This window comes from Conexibacter woesei DSM 14684, from assembly GCF_000025265.1.
In the GTDB taxonomy this organism is placed as follows: domain Bacteria; phylum Actinomycetota; class Thermoleophilia; order Solirubrobacterales; family Solirubrobacteraceae; genus Conexibacter; species Conexibacter woesei.
Genome location: NC_013739.1, coordinates 2,918,598 through 2,936,222, shown reverse-complemented (window position 1 = coordinate 2,936,222; position 17,625 = coordinate 2,918,598). Strand labels below are relative to the sequence as shown.

The 17,625-nt window shown below is 73.5% G+C and carries 16 protein-coding genes; 1 reads left to right on the top strand and 15 read right to left on the bottom strand.

Annotation, left to right across the window (positions count from 1 at the left end):
* Nucleotides 1-6: 6 nt before the first annotated feature.
* From CWOE_RS13710 to CWOE_RS13645, 14 genes are read right to left on the bottom strand one after another with little or no spacing between them, the layout of a single operon-like run.
* A complete protein-coding gene (locus CWOE_RS13710) occupies nucleotides 7-825 on the bottom strand; it encodes an SDR family NAD(P)-dependent oxidoreductase (protein ID WP_012934219.1) in 819 nt (272 codons plus the stop codon).
* Nucleotides 822-1,820: an alpha-ketoacid dehydrogenase subunit beta gene (locus tag CWOE_RS13705; protein WP_012934218.1), complete on the bottom strand. Its 999-nt coding sequence runs from the start codon at nucleotides 1,818-1,820 to the stop codon at nucleotides 822-824. Before CWOE_RS13705 ends, CWOE_RS13710 begins: the two co-directional genes overlap by 4 nt.
* Complete coding sequence (locus CWOE_RS30685) at nucleotides 1,817-3,373, bottom strand: thiamine pyrophosphate-dependent enzyme (protein ID WP_012934217.1); 1,557 nt, start codon at nucleotides 3,371-3,373, stop codon at nucleotides 1,817-1,819. The genes CWOE_RS13705 and CWOE_RS30685 overlap by 4 nt, the downstream gene beginning before the upstream one ends.
* On the bottom strand, nucleotides 3,366-4,319 hold the full coding sequence (locus CWOE_RS13695; protein WP_012934216.1) for an ABC transporter permease: 954 nt from the start codon (nucleotides 4,317-4,319) through the stop codon (nucleotides 3,366-3,368). The genes CWOE_RS30685 and CWOE_RS13695 overlap by 8 nt, the downstream gene beginning before the upstream one ends.
* Nucleotides 4,316-5,323 (bottom strand): ABC transporter permease, encoded by a 1,008-nt coding sequence (locus tag CWOE_RS13690; RefSeq protein ID WP_012934215.1) that lies wholly within the window; start codon nucleotides 5,321-5,323, stop codon nucleotides 4,316-4,318. Before CWOE_RS13690 ends, CWOE_RS13695 begins: the two co-directional genes overlap by 4 nt.
* On the bottom strand, nucleotides 5,320-6,825 hold the full coding sequence (locus CWOE_RS13685) for a sugar ABC transporter ATP-binding protein (RefSeq protein ID WP_012934214.1): 1,506 nt from the start codon (nucleotides 6,823-6,825) through the stop codon (nucleotides 5,320-5,322). Before CWOE_RS13685 ends, CWOE_RS13690 begins: the two co-directional genes overlap by 4 nt.
* A gap of 3 nt (nucleotides 6,826-6,828) precedes the next feature.
* A complete protein-coding gene (locus CWOE_RS13680) occupies nucleotides 6,829-7,947 on the bottom strand; it encodes a substrate-binding domain-containing protein (protein ID WP_012934213.1) in 1,119 nt (372 codons plus the stop codon).
* 45 nt (nucleotides 7,948-7,992) lie between these two features.
* The gene (locus tag CWOE_RS13675; protein ID WP_012934212.1) at nucleotides 7,993-9,213 is read right to left on the bottom strand and encodes a M24 family metallopeptidase; all 1,221 of its coding nucleotides are present in this window, start codon (nucleotides 9,211-9,213) and stop codon (nucleotides 7,993-7,995) included.
* Nucleotides 9,210-10,082, bottom strand: coding sequence for an SMP-30/gluconolactonase/LRE family protein (locus tag CWOE_RS13670; protein WP_012934211.1), 873 nt, complete (start codon nucleotides 10,080-10,082; stop codon nucleotides 9,210-9,212). Before CWOE_RS13670 ends, CWOE_RS13675 begins: the two co-directional genes overlap by 4 nt.
* A complete protein-coding gene (locus CWOE_RS33480; protein WP_012934210.1) occupies nucleotides 10,079-10,882 on the bottom strand; it encodes an SDR family NAD(P)-dependent oxidoreductase in 804 nt (267 codons plus the stop codon). Before CWOE_RS33480 ends, CWOE_RS13670 begins: the two co-directional genes overlap by 4 nt.
* The gene (locus CWOE_RS13660) at nucleotides 10,879-11,898 is read right to left on the bottom strand and encodes an ABC transporter permease (RefSeq protein WP_012934209.1); all 1,020 of its coding nucleotides are present in this window, start codon (nucleotides 11,896-11,898) and stop codon (nucleotides 10,879-10,881) included. Before CWOE_RS13660 ends, CWOE_RS33480 begins: the two co-directional genes overlap by 4 nt.
* Nucleotides 11,895-13,457: a sugar ABC transporter ATP-binding protein gene (locus tag CWOE_RS13655; RefSeq protein ID WP_012934208.1), complete on the bottom strand. Its 1,563-nt coding sequence runs from the start codon at nucleotides 13,455-13,457 to the stop codon at nucleotides 11,895-11,897. Before CWOE_RS13655 ends, CWOE_RS13660 begins: the two co-directional genes overlap by 4 nt.
* A gap of 54 nt (nucleotides 13,458-13,511) precedes the next feature.
* Nucleotides 13,512-14,558, bottom strand: coding sequence for a sugar ABC transporter substrate-binding protein (locus CWOE_RS13650; RefSeq protein ID WP_012934207.1), 1,047 nt, complete (start codon nucleotides 14,556-14,558; stop codon nucleotides 13,512-13,514).
* 44 nt (nucleotides 14,559-14,602) lie between these two features.
* Nucleotides 14,603-15,550: an ABC transporter permease gene (locus CWOE_RS13645; protein ID WP_407641504.1), complete on the bottom strand. Its 948-nt coding sequence runs from the start codon at nucleotides 15,548-15,550 to the stop codon at nucleotides 14,603-14,605.
* Nucleotides 15,551-15,791: 241 nt separating this feature from the next.
* Here CWOE_RS13645 and CWOE_RS13640 point away from each other — a divergent pair, with 241 nt between their 5' ends.
* On the top strand, nucleotides 15,792-16,835 hold the full coding sequence (locus CWOE_RS13640) for a LacI family DNA-binding transcriptional regulator (RefSeq protein WP_049793279.1): 1,044 nt from the start codon (nucleotides 15,792-15,794) through the stop codon (nucleotides 16,833-16,835).
* 16 nt (nucleotides 16,836-16,851) lie between these two features.
* Here CWOE_RS13640 and CWOE_RS13635 read toward each other — a convergent pair whose 3' ends face one another.
* On the bottom strand, nucleotides 16,852-17,616 hold the full coding sequence (locus CWOE_RS13635; RefSeq protein WP_012934204.1) for a FadR/GntR family transcriptional regulator: 765 nt from the start codon (nucleotides 17,614-17,616) through the stop codon (nucleotides 16,852-16,854).
* Nucleotides 17,617-17,625: the final 9 nt, after the last annotated feature.

The following is a 17,625-nucleotide window of genomic DNA, read 5'->3' as shown; positions in this document are numbered from 1 at the left end:
CTCTCCTCACCATTCGGTCGTCCCACCCGCGTTGAGCGCGAGGTTGCCGCCGTCGACCGGCAGCAGCACGCCGCTGACCATCCGCGCCTGGTCGGAGGCGAGGAACAGCGCGGCGGCGGCGATGTCGCCCGGCTCGATCAGGCCGCCGAGCGGGATGCCCTTCAGCCACTGCGCGATCAGCGCATCGGAGTCGAAGTTCGGGTCCGCGATCAGCCTGTCGAGCGCCGGCGTGCGCGTCTGCGCCGGCTTGATCGCGTTGACGCGGATGCCGTGCCTGCCCCACTCGGCCGCCAGCTCGCGCGTGAGCGCGTCGACCGCTCCCTTGGAGGAGGTGTAGGCGACGTTGCCGCGCCCGAGCGCGGTCGTGCCGCCGATCGAGCTGAGGTTGACGATCGCCCCGCCCGCGCCGGTCGCGATCATGCGGCGGCCGGCCTCTCGCGCGCACAGGAAGCTGCCCTGGACGTTGACCGCGTAGACGCGCGCCCAGTCGGCCGCGGCCACGTCCTCAGGATGGGCGCGAACGCCGAAGAAGGCGTCGTTGACGAGCACGCGGACAGCGCCGAGCCGCTCGTCGACATGCGCGAAGGCGGCCTCGACGGCGCCCTCGTCGCTGACGTCGCAGTCGACCGCGACGGCGCGGCGGCCGAGCGCCTCGATCTCGGCGGCGACCGCCGCGGCGCCGTCGGCGGCGACGTCGAGGCAGGCGACGTCGGCGCCAGCCGCGGCGAAGGTCGTCGCGATCGCCCGGCCGATGCCGGAGGCGGCGCCGGTGACGACGGCGACGCGGCCGTCGAGCCGGGCCGGTCCTACGGGGTCGAAGCTCATGCGGGCACCTCCGTCGGCTGCTCGCGGTAGAGGACGGTGCGCGCCGCCCGCTCGACGTCGGCGACGTCGGGGATCAGCGCCTTGAACAGGGCGGGGCTGTGCGGGATCGGCACGTGCAGCGCACCGACCCGCTCGATCGGGGCATCCAGGTCGTCGAAGCACGCTTCCTGGATCGCCGCGGCGACTTCGGAGGCGATCCCGCCGATCCGCGTCGACTCGCCCGCGACGACCAGCCGGCCGGTCTTGCGGACCGACGCGACGACCGTCTCGAGGTCGAGCGGGAAGACGGTCCGCAGGTCGATCACCTCGGCGTCGATCCCCTCGGCCTCCAGCCGTCTCGCCGCCTCCAGCGCCTTTGTCGCCATGATCGAGTAGCCGACGATCGTCACGTCGGCGCCGCCGCGGCGGACCGCGGCGCGGCCGTACGGGACGAGGTCGTCGGGACCGCCGGCCTCGCCCCGCAGGCCGGTCTGCATCTTGTGCATCAGGAAGACGACCGGGTCCGAGCCGCGCAGCGCCGACTTGATCAGCCCCTTCGCGTCCCATGGCGTCGAGGGCGTCGCGACGAACAAGCCCGGCATGTGCGCGAACCACGCCTCGACCTGGTTGTTGTGCTGCGCGGCGCCGAACGCGACGCCGGCCGTGCCGCGGATCACGACCGGGACCGGCACGTCCCACATGTATCGGATCTTCGCCGCCTGGTTGACGACCTCGTCGATCGCGCCGAAGACGAAGTCGATGAAGTTGAGGTCGACGATCGGGCGCATGCCGTTGAGCGCGGCGCCGACGCCGGAGGCGACCATCGCCGCCTCCGAGATCGGCGCGTCGCGGATCCGCTCGCGGCCGAACTTCTCGCCGAGGCCCTTCACCTGCGCCCAGTGGCCGCCGCGGATGAACAGGTCGGTGCCGACGACGAACACCGCCGGGTCGCGTTCCATCTCCTCGGCGACGCCCTCGGCGAACGCCTGCGAGAGCGTCAAGGTGCGGCTGCTCACGGCTTTCCCTCCAGATTGACTTCGATGCCGTACACGCCCTCGGCCGCCGTCGCCGGATCGGGCCACGGCGAGGACTCGGCGAACTCGATCGCGGCGGCGACCGTCGCCTCCGCGCGGGCGAGGACGGCGTCGAGGCCGCCCACCTCCAATGCCCCGGCGGCCTCCAACGCACGTGCGGCGCGCAGGAGCGGGTCGCGCGCGCGCCGCCACAGCTCGACCTCACCCGCCTCGCGGTAGGTCTCCGGGTCGTCGACGGTGTGGCCGCTGTAGCGGTAGGTGAGCGCCTCGACGAAGGTCGGCCCGCCGCCGCCGAGCGCCCGCTCGCGCGCCTCCGCGACGACGTCGTGGACGGCGACCACGTCCTGGCCGTCGACCTGCACCGAGTGCAGCCCGAAGCCGGCTGCGCGGTCGGCGATCGTCGTGTTCGGGGCGGCTGCCGCCAGGTGGGTCTCGACCGCGTAGAGGTTGTTCTCGCAGATCGCGATCAGCGGCAGCTGCCACGACGCTGCGAGGTTGACGTTCTCCCACGTGCGGCCGGTGTTGGCGCCGCCGTCGCCGAAGAAACCGACCGCGACCTGGTCGCGCCCGCGCAGCTTCGCGCCGACCGCGGCGCCGGTCGCGATCCCGAGCCCCGCGCCGACGATGCCGTTGGAGCCGAACAGGCCGAGCGAGAAGTCGGCGAGGTGGAGGTGCCCGGCGCGACCGCCGAGCAGGCCGCCGGCCTTGCCGTAAAGCTCCGCCATGATCTCGGCCGGCTGCAGCCCCTTCGCGAGCGAGTGGTGGTGGCTGCGGTGGGTGCTGGTCACGATGTCGGAGGGCGCCAGCGCCCGCACCGCCCCGATCGCGACGGCCTCCTGGCCCGCCGCGGAGTGCATGCCGCCGGGGATCTTGCCGGCGCGCGCGAGCGGCGCGGCGCGCTCCTCGAAGACGCGGATCAGCGCCATCGCCTCCAGCCACTCGGCGACCGTCGCGGGATCGTTGGCGCCCAGCTCCAGCGCCACCAGCTCGTCGTCGTCGCCCGGTCTCCCGAGGTTCGCGCCGACGACCTCGTAGCGGCGTCTGCCGCGGCCGGCCCTGCGCGGCTCCTCCCACGCCGGACGGTCGGGGTCCAGCGGCGGCGCCGCGACGGCCTCGACGGTCGGGCGGCCGGTCGCTCTGCGCGGCGCGTCGGCACGCGGCGGCGCGGGCGGCGCGGTCCCGTTCCCCGCGACCGGAGCGACCGGCGGCGGCGCCGGCGCCGCCGCCGGCGCCGCCGCCGCCACGGCAGCCCGCCCGCCGTTCGCGGCGGCGGCGGGCGCCGCCCCGTTCTCCTGCTCGCCCGGCGCCAGCACGCGCGTCAGCAGCGCGCCGGTCGGCACCGTCTCCCCCTCGCCGACGAGCAGGGCGCCGAGCACGCCCGCGGCGGGTGACTCCAGCTCGGCGGTCGCCTTGTCCGTCTCGATCTCGGCGATCTCCTCGCCTCGCTCCACCGCATCGCCCGGCTGCTTGAGCCAGCGCAGCAGGGTGCCTTCCGACATGGCCATCCCCATCGCCGGCATCACGACCTCATGCATCCGGGTTTCCCCTCTTCTTTCGTGTCACATTCAGGCCGGCCGCATAGACCGCGGCCAGCAGGATCAAGCCGTAGGAGATCTGCAGCCACGCCGTCCCGAGCGAGAACAGCGGCAGCAGCGAGGCGACCAGCGTCAGCACGAGCGCGCCCGCGACCGTGCCGGCGTAGTGGCCGCTTCCGCCGAGGATCGAGGCGCCGCCGACGGCGACGGCGACCGCCGAGGAGAACAGGTACGGGTCGCCCATCGTCAAAAACGCCTGGTCGGTGAAGCCCATCACCAGCAGGCCCGTGACGGCGGCGCCAAGCGCCGACAGCACGTACGGCGCGACGAGCACGCGGCGAGCGCGCACGCCGGCCAGCTCCGCGGCGCGGCGGTTGGCGCCGATCGCGTACAGGCGGCGGCCGAACGTCGTCAGCGACAGCAGCGCGCAGCCGAGCGCGATCACCGCCGCCCAGATCCACAGCTGGGTCGGCAGGCCGAGCGTCTCGCCGAGCACGAAGTCGGTCAGCTGCTGCGGCGGGTTGGCCGAGATGCCGCCGTCGGTGTAGACGAGCAGGAGGCCCTGCAGAGCCCCGTTCATACCCAGCGTCATGATGATCGGCGGCACGCCCGCGTAGGCGACGCCGACGCCGTTGACGAGCCCGACGACCGCCGCCAGCGCCAGCACCAGCGCGATCGTCACGCCGAGCGGGCGCCCGTCGGCGGTCATCACCGAGGTCAGGACCGCGGCGCCGGTCAGCGTCCACGGCACCGACAGGTCGATCCCGCCCGTGAGGATGCAGAGCGTCTGGCCGAGGCCGATGATGCCGATGAACGAGGCGTACGTCAGCATCGTCTTCAGCTGGCTGGGAGCGGCGAAGTCGAGCGAGTGGACCGTGCCGACCGCGAACAGCAGCAGCGCGATGCCGTACGCGGTCAGGATCGTGCGGTGGCGAGCGAGGCTCATGACCGCCCCCGGCGGCGCTTGAGCTGCGCCGCGACCGAGCTGACGGTGACCGCCGCGACCAGCAGCGCGCCCTGGAAGAACGTGCTCCAGAACGACTCCAGGGCCAGCGCCGCGATCAGGTCGGGGATCATCAGGAAGGCGATCGCGCCGACGATCGAGGCGGCCGCCGAGCCGGTCCCGCCGAAGATGCTGGTCCCGCCGAGCACGACCGCGGCGACCGAGCTGAGGATGTAGGGATCGCCGGCCGTCGGCGAGCCGGAGCCCGTCTGCGCGGCGATCCAGATCCCGGCGAGCGCGGCGAACAGCCCGGAGAGGACGTACGCCTGGATCGTCCGGCGGGCGATCGGGACGCCGATCAACCGCGCCCGCTGCTCGTCGGACCCGATCGCGCGCAGATCGCCGATCAGGCGCGAGTCGCGCAGCCACAGCCACAGCGCCAGCAGCGCGAGCACGACCCACAGCGCCTTCGGTACGCCCAGCCACGAGCCGAGCACGGCCTCCGTCAAAGCCGGCGGCGAGGCGCCGCCCTCCTGCGGCAGGATCAGCAGCGCGACGCCGCCGAAGATCGACCAGGTCGCGAGCGTGACGATGAACGGCTGCAGTCGCGTGACCGCGACCGCGACGCCGTTGACCAGCCCGCCGACGCCGCCGAGCGCGACGACGGCTGCCAGCAGCAGCCACAGGCTCGCGCCGTCGGCGCCGCGCGTCGCCAGCAGCGCGGTGACGGTGCTGATGACGCCGCCGACGGCGAGGTCGATTCCGCGCGTGAACATCACGAGCGTCTGCCCGAAGGCGACGAGCGCCAGCGGCACGACGGCCGAGAAGCGGACGTCGACGGCCCCGGGGCCGTCGATCAGCGCCGGCTGCAGCAGCCAGATCGCGAGCCCGAGCGACGCGACGTAGACGTACGGCATCCAGGCTGCGACGCCGGCGCGGCGCAGCCGCGCGAGCAGGGCGCTGGCGGAGCGGTCGCCGCCGAGCGGCTCCGCGGTCGTGGCGCTCATGCGCGCGCCTCCTTTCGGCGGCCGCCGACGGCGGCCGCGACGATCTCCTCTTCGGTGATCTCGCCGGTGAGCTGCGCGCGCACGACGCCGTCGTGCAGGACCAGCACCCGGTCGGCGAGGTTGGCCAGCTCGGCGGCGTCGCTGGAGTAGAACAGCACCCCGACGCCGGCCTCGGCCTGCTCGCGCATCAAGCGGTAGATCTCCGACTTCGTGCCGACGTCGACGCCGCGCGTCGCGTCGTACAGCAGCAGCAGTCTCGGCGAGCGCGCCAGCACGCGGCCGAGCAGCACCTTCTGCTGGTTGCCGCCCGAGAGCCCGCCGACCGGGTCGCGCACGTCGGCGACCTTGATCTGCAGCTCCCTGACGGCGTCGCCGACGAGCGCGCGCTCGCGTCCGCGGTCGACGAGCCCGAGGCGGGAGATCCGCCGCAGGTTTCCGAGCGAGACGTTGTCGCGCACGCCGAGCGTCAGGCAGAGCCCTTCGGCGGCGCGGTCCTCGGGCACGAGCGCGACGCCCGCGTCGAGCGCCTGCGCCGGGCTCGACGGGCGCAGCTCGCGCCCGTCGAGCAGCACCCGGCCAGTCGACGGGACGGTCCCGAACAGCGCGCCGAACAGCTCCGCCTGGCCCTGGCCGTCGAGGCCGCCGACGCCGACCAGCTCGCCGCGGCGCAGCGTCAGGTCGACGCCGCGCAGCCGCGGCGGAGCGCCGACGCCGTGCAGCTCGCAGACGACCGGCGCCTCCGCGACGCCCTCTGCCTTCGCCGGGTAGATGCGCTCGACGGTGCGGCCGAGCATCAGCTCGACGAGCTTCTCCTCGGGCAGCTCCGCGGTCGCGCCGGCACCGACGTCCTCGCCGGCGCGGAAGACGGTGACGCGGTCGCACAGCTGCTCGATCTCCGCCATCCGGTGGGAGATGAACAGCGCGCAGCCGCCGTCGGCGGCGAACCCGCGCACCAGCTCGAACAGCCACGCGACCTGCTCGGGCAGCAGTGCCGAGGTCGCCTCGTCGAGCACGAGCACGCGCGGCTCGCGCAGCAGCGTCTTGACGATCTCCAGCACCTGCCGCTCGGCGAGCCGCAGCTCGCGGACCGGCCGCGTCACGTCGCCGGCGGGCACGTCGAACCGCTCCAGCGCGTCGCGCGCGGCGGCGTGCAGCGCGCCGCTCGCGACGCGACCGGCGCGGACGCGCGGCTCGATCCCGTACAGCAGGTTGGCCGCGACGCTGAGGTCGGGGATCAGGCTCAGCTCCTGGAAGACGGTGCCGATCCCGGCCCGCCGCGCCTCCTGCGGCGAGCGCGGCCGCAGCTCGGCGCCGGCGAGCGTGACGCTGCCGGCGTCGGGCCGCACCGCGCCCGAGAGGATCTTCACGAGCGTGCTCTTGCCGGCGCCGTTCTCGCCGACGAGGCCTTGGACCTCGCCCGCAGCGGCGCGCAGCGACGCCCCGCGCAGGGCGCGGGTGCCGCCGTAGGCCTTGTGCAGCTCGCTGAGGACGAGGTCGGCCATCGGTCAGCCGGCCGCCTGCTCTGCCGTGATGTCGTACTCCTGGAGCGAGAACGGCAGCGCGAGGCCGGGCGGCAGGTCCTCGTAGGCGTTTCTGCCCAGCTCGATCTGCTCGATCGCGATCTCGCCCGGGTTCTCCTTCGGTCTGAACTCGTCCGCGTTGGTGACGAACAGCGTCACCGGCACCGGCACCTGCTCGCTCGTCGGCGGCGTGTCTCTCCCCTGCGCGGCGTCGAGCCCGAGCTTCATCGCGATCTGCACGACCGTCGGCGGACCGGCGAGGACGGCGCACGGCGCTCTCTCCTTCATGCAGCCGACCAGCTCGCCGTTGTAGCCGTAGCACGTGGTCGCGGGGACCGTGGAGATGCCGGCCTGTCTGAACGCCTTGAACGCCGGGTTGCAGTAGCCCTGCGTCATCACGCCCGCGGCGTCTCTGTTGCCGACGAGCAGCTGCGAGATCCCCTGCTGCTCGGGGCCGGGCGCGTACTTGCCGTCGAACTCGCCGGCGATCTCGACGCCGCCGCCGCCGACGTCGAGCCCCTCCAGGAAGGCGTCCTCGATCTCTCTGGAGACCGGTGCGCCGGGCAGGCCGCGGTCGAGCAGGATCTTGCCTCTGTTGCCGAGCGTCTGCGCCATCCACTGGCCGACGAGCAGCTGGCCGTCGGCGTGGCTCTGCGCGACCTTCCAGGCGCACGGCTCCGTCACGACCTGGTCGAACGAGATCACTCTGATGCCGGCGGCGCAGGCGCGCTTGAGCGCGGGGTTGAGCGCGGTCGGCGAGCCGGCGTCGACGAGCAGCACGTCGGGTCTGCCCTGGATGATGTTGTTGATCGACGCGACCTGCGCCTGCGTCGTGTTCTCGGCGTTGACGACCTCCAGCTCGACGCTGTCGGCGAACGGCGGCTGTCTGGCCGTCAGCTCGGCGAGCTTCAGCATCTGCGGCCGGAAGTCGTTGCCGAGGAAGTTGTTCGAGATGACCATCTTGACCTTCTCGCCGCCGCCGTCGCCGGTGGAGGCGGACGTGGCAGTCGAGTCGGAGTCGCTCGATCCGCAGGCGGCGAACGTGACCGCCGTCAGGCATGCGAGGACCGCGGCGGGCAGCGCCCGCCTGTGCAGCAGCTTCATCGGGTTTCTCTCTCCTTGGTCGTTGGCCGCGTCAGCCGACGCGGGTCAGTCGATCCCCCACGGGAACTGCGCCAGGACCTCGGGGCCCTGGTCCGTCACGACCGCCATCTGCTCGGCGCGGGCGCCGGTCGGCGCCGCCTCGCCGGCGTACACGCCAGGCTCGACCGCGAAGACCATCCCGGGCTCCACGACCGTGTCGTCGTAGAAGGTCAGCCGCGGCAGCTCGTTGACGGTCACGCCGATCTGGTGGCCGCTGTAGTGCGCGTAGCCGAAGCCGTGCGCGGCCATCGTGTCGCGATGCGCGACCGCCGCCTCCGACGCCCGCGCCCCCGGCCGCAGCGCGTCGATCGCCGCCGCGCAGGCCGCCTGCGCGGCAAGGGCGTAGCGGCGTTGGTCGTCGCTCGGCTCGGCGCCGAAGACGACCGTGTTGGTGCAGTCGGCCCAGTAGCCGTTGACGCGCGGGCTGATGTCCATCAGCCCGGTGTCGCCGGCCTCGACGATCCGCTCGAACGGCCCGTTGGGCCACGTGAGCGCGCGGGTGCGGGCGCCGACGGTCAGCTCTCCGGTGACGGTCAGCGGCCCGCCCGCGAGCCGTTCCATCGCGGTCGTCACCTCGCCCCACAGCTCCAGCTCCGAGCAGCCGGCGGCGGCCGGGGCCAGCTCCAGCAGCCGCAGGTGACCGGCGGCGGCGACCTGCGCCGCGAACCACAGCCGCTCGATCTCCTCCGCGGTCTTGACCATGCGGGCGTGCGCGAGCGGCGGACCGGCGTCGGGCGCGTCGAGCGGGAGGCCGAGCGCGTCGAGCACGGCGACCGGCAGCGCGCGGCGCTCGACCGCGAGCCGCGGACCGCCCATGCCGCCGCCGTGCGCCGCTCCCGCCGCGTCCGCGGCCGCTCGCCCGCCGCCGCTCAGCCCGAGGTCGTTCAGCGCCCGCCGCAGCGCGGCGGTCAGCTCGGCCGGGTGGTCGACCGGCTCGACCATCCCGAGCGTGCCGAACGTCTCCGGCGCGCCGATCCGCGACCCCTTCATCGCGCTGCCGCCGTAGACGTCGGCGACGACGAGCCGCGCGGCCTCCTCGCGCGCCGAGACGACGGCGTAGGCGATCGGCGCGCGCTCCACGATGTCGGCGAACGGACCGACGATCAGCGGCGCCTCCCATCCGCTCACGTAGGTGACGTTGCTCGGCGAGGCGAGCAGCGCCCCGTCGAGGCCGGCGTCGCGCAGCGCGGCGCAGGCGCGCGCGAGCGGCTCGTACGTCGTCGTCATCGTGCGCTCCCTCCGTCGAGGTTCGTCTCCAGCCGCCACAGGCGGCCGGCGAAGTCGTCGCTGCGGTCCCACGCCGTCGTCGCGTCGGTCGCCCACAGCGTGGTGCCGTCGAAGGCGCAGTTGGAGAGGATCAGGTCCTCCGCCCAGCTCAGCTGCGCGACCTCCCGCTCCCCGTCGGCGCCGGGCGCGACGACGTGCAGCCCGCCGGAGAAGACGCTCGCGACGACGACCGTCCCGTCGGCGGCGATCGCGAAGCCGTCGCCGGTGCCGTCGGGCCCGAGGTCGGCGACGACCGCATCGCCCTCCAGCACGCGCAGCACGTGGGTGTGGGTCTCGACCCACAGCACCCGTCCGTCGCCGTCGAACCCGATCCCGTTCGGGTAGACGTTGCCCAGCTCGCGGACGATCTCGGTGGCGCCGTCGGCGTGGCGGCAGATCCAGCCGCGGACGTCGCCGCCGGGGTCGTAGTCGCCGGGGTCGGTGAACCAGATCGCCCCGTCGGGAGCGACGCAGAGGTCGTTCGGGCGCCGCAGCGGGCGGCCGCCGGCCGTGGTCGTGACGACCTCGGCCACCCCGCTCACGGGGTCGAGTGCGACGATCGACGGCGGCTGCCGCTGCGGCGACTGCCAGTCGCCGAGCTTGCCGCCGTTCTGCGCCACGAAGATCCGGCCGTCAGGCGCGAGCGCGAGGCCGTTCGGCGCCCCGCCGACGTGCGCGAGCGTGCGCGCCTCCCCGTCATCCAGCACGGCGACGCGGCCGGGGTACTGCTCGACCCACGCGACGCGGCCGGGCCCGAGCACGAGCGGCCCCTCGGGGAAGCCGAGCCCGGCGACCGCGATCTCGGCGGAGACGATCTCCAGCGCGCTCATCGCGTGCCCTCGCTTCCGTCGATCCGCTCCAGCCCGTCGAGCGGCGGCAGCGTCGCGCCCGCCGACGACATGCCGCCGTCGATCCGCAGCACGTGGCCGTTGAGGTGGCGCGCCTCCGGCGACAGCAGGAACGCGACGCCGGCCGCAACGTCCTCGGGCGTCAGCACGCGCCGCATCGGGGACAGCGCCTCCCAGCTCTCCAGCACGGCGGCCGGGTCAGGCGCAGCGTCGAGCACCGCGCGCGTGGCGGGGGTCAGCACCGCACCCGGGGCGACGGCGTTGCAGCGGATGCCGAGCTGCCCGTACTCGACGCAGACGCCGCGCGTCAGCGCCTCGACGCCGCCCTTCGCGGCCGCGTAGGCGATCCAGCCGGGCAGGGTCCCGTGCGCGTGGATCGACGAGATGTTGACGATCGCGCCCCCGACTCCGAGCCGCAGGAACGCCCGGACCGCCTCGCGGCAGCCGAGCAGCGGCGCTCTCAGGTTGACCGCCAGCGTGCGGTCGATCCGCTCGTCGCTCTCCTGGTCGAAGCGGCCGTTGGTCTGCACCGCGGCGTTGTTGACCCAGCCGGCGAGCGCGTCGCCGGCCGTCTCGACCGCCGCCGTCAGCGTCGCGACCTCGGCCACGTCGCCGACGAGCGGGACGAGCGCGCCGCCTGCCGCCGCGGCGAGCGCGTCGAGCCCCGCGCTGTCGACGTCGAGCGCGACGACGCGCCAGCCGTCGGCGAGCAGCCGCCGAGCGGTCGCCTCGCCGATGCCGGCGGCGGCGCCGGTCACCACGACGGTTCGCGGCGCGCTCACGAGCGTCCCTCCAGCGCGCGGCGGCGCAGCAGGTCGAGCGAGACGAGCACGATCATCAGCAGGCCGATCACGACCGTCTGCCAGTTGGTCTCCAGCCCGAGCGAGACGACGCCGTTGGAGATCACCTGCAGCGTGACGATCCCGACGAGCGTGCCGACGACGGTCGCCGAGCCGCCGAAGAGGCTCGTCCCACCGATCACGACGGCGGCGATCGACATCAGCTCCCAGGAGCGGCCGACGGCCGGGTCGCCGGTCCCGAGGCTCGCCGCCTGCAGCAGTCCGGCGACCGCGGCGAGCACGCCCATCAACACGAACGCCTGCAGCTTCACGCGCCGCGGGTCGATGCCGATCGTGCGGGCCGCCTCGGGGTTGGCGCCGGTCGCCAGCAGCTTGCGGCCGAACAGCGTCCGCCGCAGCGTGAACTCGCCGATCAGAACGAGCACGACCAGCACGATCACGATCACGCTGATTCTGTTGAACTTGGTCGAGCCGAACTCGCTCCACGCCTCCGGCAGCGGAAAGATCGTCATGCCGTGCGCGAGGAAGTCGACGAGCCCGCGGCCGATGTACAGCGTCCCGATCGTGACGATGAACGACGGCACGCCGAGCCGCGTCGTGACGAGGCCGTTGAGCAGGCCGAAGGCGACGCCGATCAGCAACGCGACGGCGAAGCCGCCGACGAGCGGCCAGCCGCTGTTGACCGTGAGGTCGGCGGCGACGTAGCCCGACAGCGCCGCGACGGCGCCGACCGACAGGTCGAACTCGCCGCAGGCGATCAGCAGCGTCTGGCCGACGGCGACGATCCCGACGAACGCGAGCGTGTTGAGGATCAGGACGAGGTTGGCGTAGCCGAGGAAGGCGTCGTTGGCGAGGCCGAAGGCGATCACCGCGACGATCAGCGGGAAGACGACGGCGAGCGGCTGCTGGACGGCGGCGAGGCGGCGCAGCGGCGCCGGGCCGCGCGCAGCCGGGCGCCGCTCCTCCGGCGACGGCGACTCGATCGCGAGCTGGCTCATCGGTCGGCTCCTCCTTCGGCGGCGGCCGCCGTCGTCATCGCGGCGGCCATCAGCCGCTCCTCGCTCGCGTCGGCGACGTCGAAGCGGTCGCGCACCTGCCCGTCGCGCAACACGACGAAGCGGTCGCAGATCCCCAGCAGCTCGGCCGACTCCGAGGAGACGACGACGATCGCGACGCCGGCGTCCGCGAGCCCGGCGATCAGCCTGTAGATCTCGGCCTTGGCGCCGACGTCGACGCCGACCGTCGGCTCGTCGAGCAGCAGGACCTTCGGCTGCGTGCCGAGCGCGCGGGCGAGCATCACCTTCTGCTGGTTGCCGCCGCTGAGGTTGACGACCGGCGTGTCGACCGACGGCGTCGCGATCGAGAAGCGCTGCACCGCATCGCGTGCGACGGCGCGCTCCTTGCCGGGGTCGATCACCAACCGGCCGAGCGTGCGCAGGTAGGAGAGCGTCACGTTCTCGCGCACGCCGAGGTTGAACAGCAGCCCGGCACGCTTGCGGTCCTCGGTCACGAGGCCGATGCCGAGCTGCAGCGCCGCGCGCGGCGAGCGCGGCCGCACCTCCTCGCCGTCGAGCACGATCCGCCCGGCGGCGACGGGCAGGTGGCCGTAGGCGGCGTTCAACAGCTCGCTGCGGCCGGAGCCGACGAGGCCGCCGATCCCGACGATCTCGCCCGCGTGGACGGTGAGGCTGACGTCCTCGACGGCGAAGGCGCCGCCACGGCCGGGCGCTCTGACGCTCAGCCCCTCGATCCGCAGCAGCTCGCGCGGCTGGACGCGCGGCTCCTGCGGGCGCGGCGGATACAGCTCGGTCAGCCGCCGCCCGATCATCGAGCCGATGATGCGGCCGGGGTCGAACTCGTCGCGGCCGATCTCGTCGACGACGCGCCCGTCGCGCAGCACCGTGACGCGGTCGCAAAGGTCGACGACCTCGTCGAGCCGGTGGCTGACGAAGATCGCGGTCAGGCCGCCGTCGCGCAGGTGGCGGACGATCTCCAACAGCCGCGTCGTCTCCTCGCGCGTCAGCGCCGAGGTGGGCTCGTCGAGGATCAGCACGCGCGGCTCGCGGTAGAGCGCGCGGGCGATCATCACGAGCTGCTTGCTGCTGGAGCTGAGGTGGCCGCAGGGCATGCGCGCGTCGAGCGGCAGGCCGCGTTCGGCCAGGAAGGCGGCGGCGCGGCGCTGCAGCTCGCGCGGGTTCACGAGCGCGCGGCCGTCGCCGCCGAAGCAGATGTTCTCGCCGACGGAGAGCGTGTCGATCACGCTCGTCTCCTGCGGCACGATCGCGATCCCCAGCGCGCGGGCGTCCTGCGGCGCGTGCAGCTCGACGGGCTCGCCGTCGACGCGCATGACGCCGTCGTAGGAGCCGGACGGGTGGAGGCCGTCGAGGATCTTCAGCAGCGTCGACTTGCCGGCGCCGTTCTCGCCGACGAGGCCGTGGACCTCGCCGCGGCGGACGCGCAGCGTCACGTCGTCGAGCGCGGTCACGCCGCCGAAGCGCTTCGTGATCGAGTCCAGCTCGAGCGCGTGCGGATTGGGATGCGTCTGGGAAGCAGTCATGGTCGGGGACCGGCGGGCCGCGTCATGCGGCCCGCCGGCGGTCGCTTCAGCGGATCAGGTCCCTGCCTTGTCGAGAATCGCGTAGTACTCGTCGGCGTTCGCTCTCGTCACGATCGGCGACTCGGGCAGCACCTCGGCCTCGACGTCCTCGCCGCAGATGACGTCCCGCAGCGCTTCGACGGCGAGCGCGTGCTCCTCGAAGATCGGCTGCGCGACGACCGCGAACGCTCTGCCCGATCTGACCAGGTCGAGGTTCGGGCGCGTGTAGTCCATCCCGACGACGACCAGTCTGCGACCGCTCTCGTCGGCGGCGCTGCTCCAGGTCTTGACGCCGCCGCCGGTCGTCGAGAAGGCCGCGACGATCTCCTTGTCGCCCTGCAGGATCGAGCTGGCTCTGGCGATCGCCGCCGCCGGCTCGAAGCCCTCGACCTGCGACTTCAGCACCGTCACGTCCGGGTACTGCTCCTCCATCGCTCTCGTGAAGCTCTCGGCCGCGAGGTTCTCGGTCGGGTTGAGGCTGCCCTGCGTGACGGCGACGACGCCTCTGCCGCCGATCTCCTCGCCGATCGCCGCAGCGGCCTCGGCGCCGTATCTCTCGGGGTCGGGACGTATCGTCTGTCTGAGCCCGAGGCTCTCGCCGTCGGGGACGGGGCTGTGCGTGACGACGACCGGGACGCCCTGGTCGGTCGCCTGCTTGATCAGCGGGTACAGCGACGGGTCGAACGCCTGCAGGACCATGCCGTCGCTGCCCTGCGCGAGCGCCTGCTGGCCGAGCGCGAGCACTCTCTGCGGGTCGGCGTCCTCGGTCAGCATCACCTCGCCGTCGAAGCCGAGCTCGTCGGACTTCTCGGTGAAGCCGGCCGCCATCACCTGCAATACGGGGTTGGACTTCAGCGGCCCGACGTACTGGATCTTCTTGCCCTCGACCGAGCACTCCTTGGCGCCGGCGTCGCCGCCGGTCGTGCTCGTCGCGGCGGCCTGCGCCGACGTGTCGGCGCTGCTGCTGTCGCTGCTGTCGCCGCAGCCGGCCGCGAACAGCGCGGTCAGCGCGCAGAGGCCGGCCGCGAGCCCGGCCCTGGGAATGAACGACGTACGTGCCACGTGTGGTCTCTCCTCCGTGTGACTGATGCGTTGATGCGAGATGGTCAGGCGGTGCGCGTGCGGCGCAGCTGGTCGACGGCGAGCGCGGCGATCATCACGACGCCGACGGCGACGGGCTGGAGCGCCGACTCGACGCCGGCGATCACGAGGCCGGTGCTGACGACCTGCAGGAACAGGACGCCGAGCAGCGCGCCGGCGATCGAGCCGATGCCGCCGCGGAGGCTGACCCCGCCGACGACGACGGCCGCGATCACCGACAGCTCCCACTCGATCCCGATCTGCGGGTCGCCCGATCTGAGGCGCGCCATCAGCAGCACGCCCGCGAGCGCGGCGAGGCAGCCCGTGATCGCGAACGCGGCGATCTTGACGCGGTCGGTGCGGATGCCCGCGAGCTGCGCCGCCTCGGCGTTGCCGCCGGTCGCGTACAGCCGGCGGCCGAAGCCGCTGCGACGGACGACCGCGTCGGCGACGAGCGCCAGCGCGGCGAACACCCAGACGCTCAGCGGGAGGCCCAGGATCGAGCCGGCCAGCGCTCTGACGCCGTCGGGCAGCGGATAGACCTCGCGGCCGTCGCTGATCACGTAGGCGCCGCCGCGCGCGGCGAACAGCATCCCGAGCGTGACGATCAGGGCCGGCAGGCCGACCTTCACCGTCAGCAGCCCGTTGACGAGCCCGACGCCGAGGCCGGCGCACAGCGCCAGCGCGATCGCGACGGGGATCGGCAGCGACGCTCTCGTCATCAGCACCGCCGCGACGACGGCGCCGAGCGAGGCGACCGAGCCGACCGAGAGGTCGAACTCGCCCGCGATCAGCAGCATCGTCTGCCCGATCGCGACGAGCCCGACGAACGCGATCGTGCGGATCGTCGACTCGACGGTCGCACCGCTCGCGAAGGCGGGGCTGACGATCGTGAACGCGACGATCGCGACCAGCAGCGCGAAGATCAGTCCGATCTCCGGCGAGCGCAGGGCGCGATCCCGCAACGCGAGCACGAGCGTATCTCCGCCACGGGGGCGGGAGCTGTCTTCCACCAGGTCTCTCCTCTTGTGTCCCGGGCCTGCCGGCGGCCGCGACGCCGCCGGCTTCCCTTCGGTCGAGAACGTTGGGAACGTTCCCTATGAAGGTTCTAACACACCCGCGTCACCGGCGTCAACAAATTCACCCGATCCCTTTCGACACCACGATCTTCATCTCTTTGACGCCGCCTCCGCACTCCTGCTACAAATGGCCCCAGTGAATGGGAACGATCCCAATGGCGGACGTCAGCGCGGCGTCACGATCATCGACATCGCGAGAGCGGCCGGCATCTCGAAGACGACCGTCTCGCGCGTGCTCAACGGCGAGGCCGGCGTCGCCCCGGCGACGCGCACGCACGTGACCGAGGTGGCGGCCCGGCTCGGCTACCGCGCCAACACGGCCGCCCGCTCGCTGCGCACACGCAGCAGCGCGCTCGTCGGCTTCCTCGTCCCCCACCTCAACGAGGTGTTCAGCCAGCAGGCCGAGAGACTGTCGCTGGAGCTGCGCCACCACGGCGTCGACCTCGTCATCTCGACCTCCGACTGGGATCCGGTGGCCGAGGTCGAGATCGTCGAGCGGATGGCCTCGCGCGGCGTCGACGCGCTCGTGCTGTCGCTGACGAGCGACCGCAACCCCGACGTCGCGCGGCTGCTGAAGACGATCGACCCGGCGCTCGTGCTGCTCGACCGCGAGGTGCGCGGGATCGCCGCCGACACCGTCCTGACCGACCAGTCGGGCGGCGTCGAGGGCGCCGTCGCCCACCTCGTCGAACTGGGCCACGAGCGGATCGGGCTGATCTCGATGACCGACGTCAACCGCCCCGGCCGCGAGGTGCCGGCGGCATGGCGGCGGGCCGGCGAGCGCGCCGGGCTGGACTTCGGCCCGGAGCTGAACGTCGCCCTCCCCCGCTTCGACGCCGCCTCGGGCGCGAGCGCGACCGGCCGGCTGCTCGCCGCCGACGTGACGGCGGTGATCGCCTGCGTCCCGGAGGCGGCGATCGCGGGCGTCCTGTTCGACCTGCGCGACCGCGGCGTCTCGATCCCCGGCGACCTCAGCCTCGTCGGCTACCACGAGCCGGTGCTCGCCTCCGCGAAGGAGCCGCGGATCGCGGCGATCACGCGCGACTACGGCGAGATGGGCGTGATCGCCGGCCGGCTCGCGATCACGCGCCTCGCCAACCGCGACCAGAGACCGCGGATCGAGACCGTCGGCACCGGCTTCGTGCCGGCGTCGTCGACCGCGCCGCCGCGCCGGAGCTGAGGGCCCGGAGCGCGGCTCAGGCGCGCTCGGCGCCTGCCGCGTCGTTCAGCGCGGGGTTGCGCTCGACGTGCTCGCGCATGCGGTCGCGCGCCAGGTCGGCGTCGCCCGCGGCGATCGCCTCGGCGATCTCCCGCAGGTCGTCGGCGACGGCGACGCGCACGGCGTCGTCGGCGGACGCGCCCATCGCCAGCACGCCCTCGCGCAGCGGGTGGTTGATCGCCTGCATGACCGCGACGCGCACCTGGTTGCGCGACGCCTCCGCGACGGCCGCGTGGAAGGCGACGTCGTCGTCGGCGATCTGCTCCCACGCGCGCCCGCTCGCCCGCGCCGAGGCGCCGACCGCGTCGGCGAGCGCACGCAGCCGCGCGTGGTCCTCGTCCGTCGCGCGTCTCGCCGCCCACCACGCCGTCTCGCCCTCGAAGCTGACGCGGAACTCGAGCAGCTCCGCGCGGCTCGGCTGCCGGAAGCGCAGCAGCGTCTCGAGCGCGTCGCCGACGCTCCTGCCGCTCGGCTCGGCGGCGAAGATCCCGCCGTTGCGGCCCGGCCGCACCTCGACGAGGCCCTGCAGCTCCAACGTCCGCAGCGCCTCGCGCACGGTCGAGCGCCCGACTCTCAGCAGCTCTCCCAGCTCGCGCTCGTTCGGCAGCCGGTCGCCGGGCTGGTAGCGCCCGCTCAGCAGCCCGGCGTGCAGCTGGCGCACGACCTCGTCGAACGAGCGCGTCACGCGCACGGCGCTGAAGGGGTGCTCGACGGTCGCGTCCGGCTCCGGGGGCGTGGTCACATCCGACAG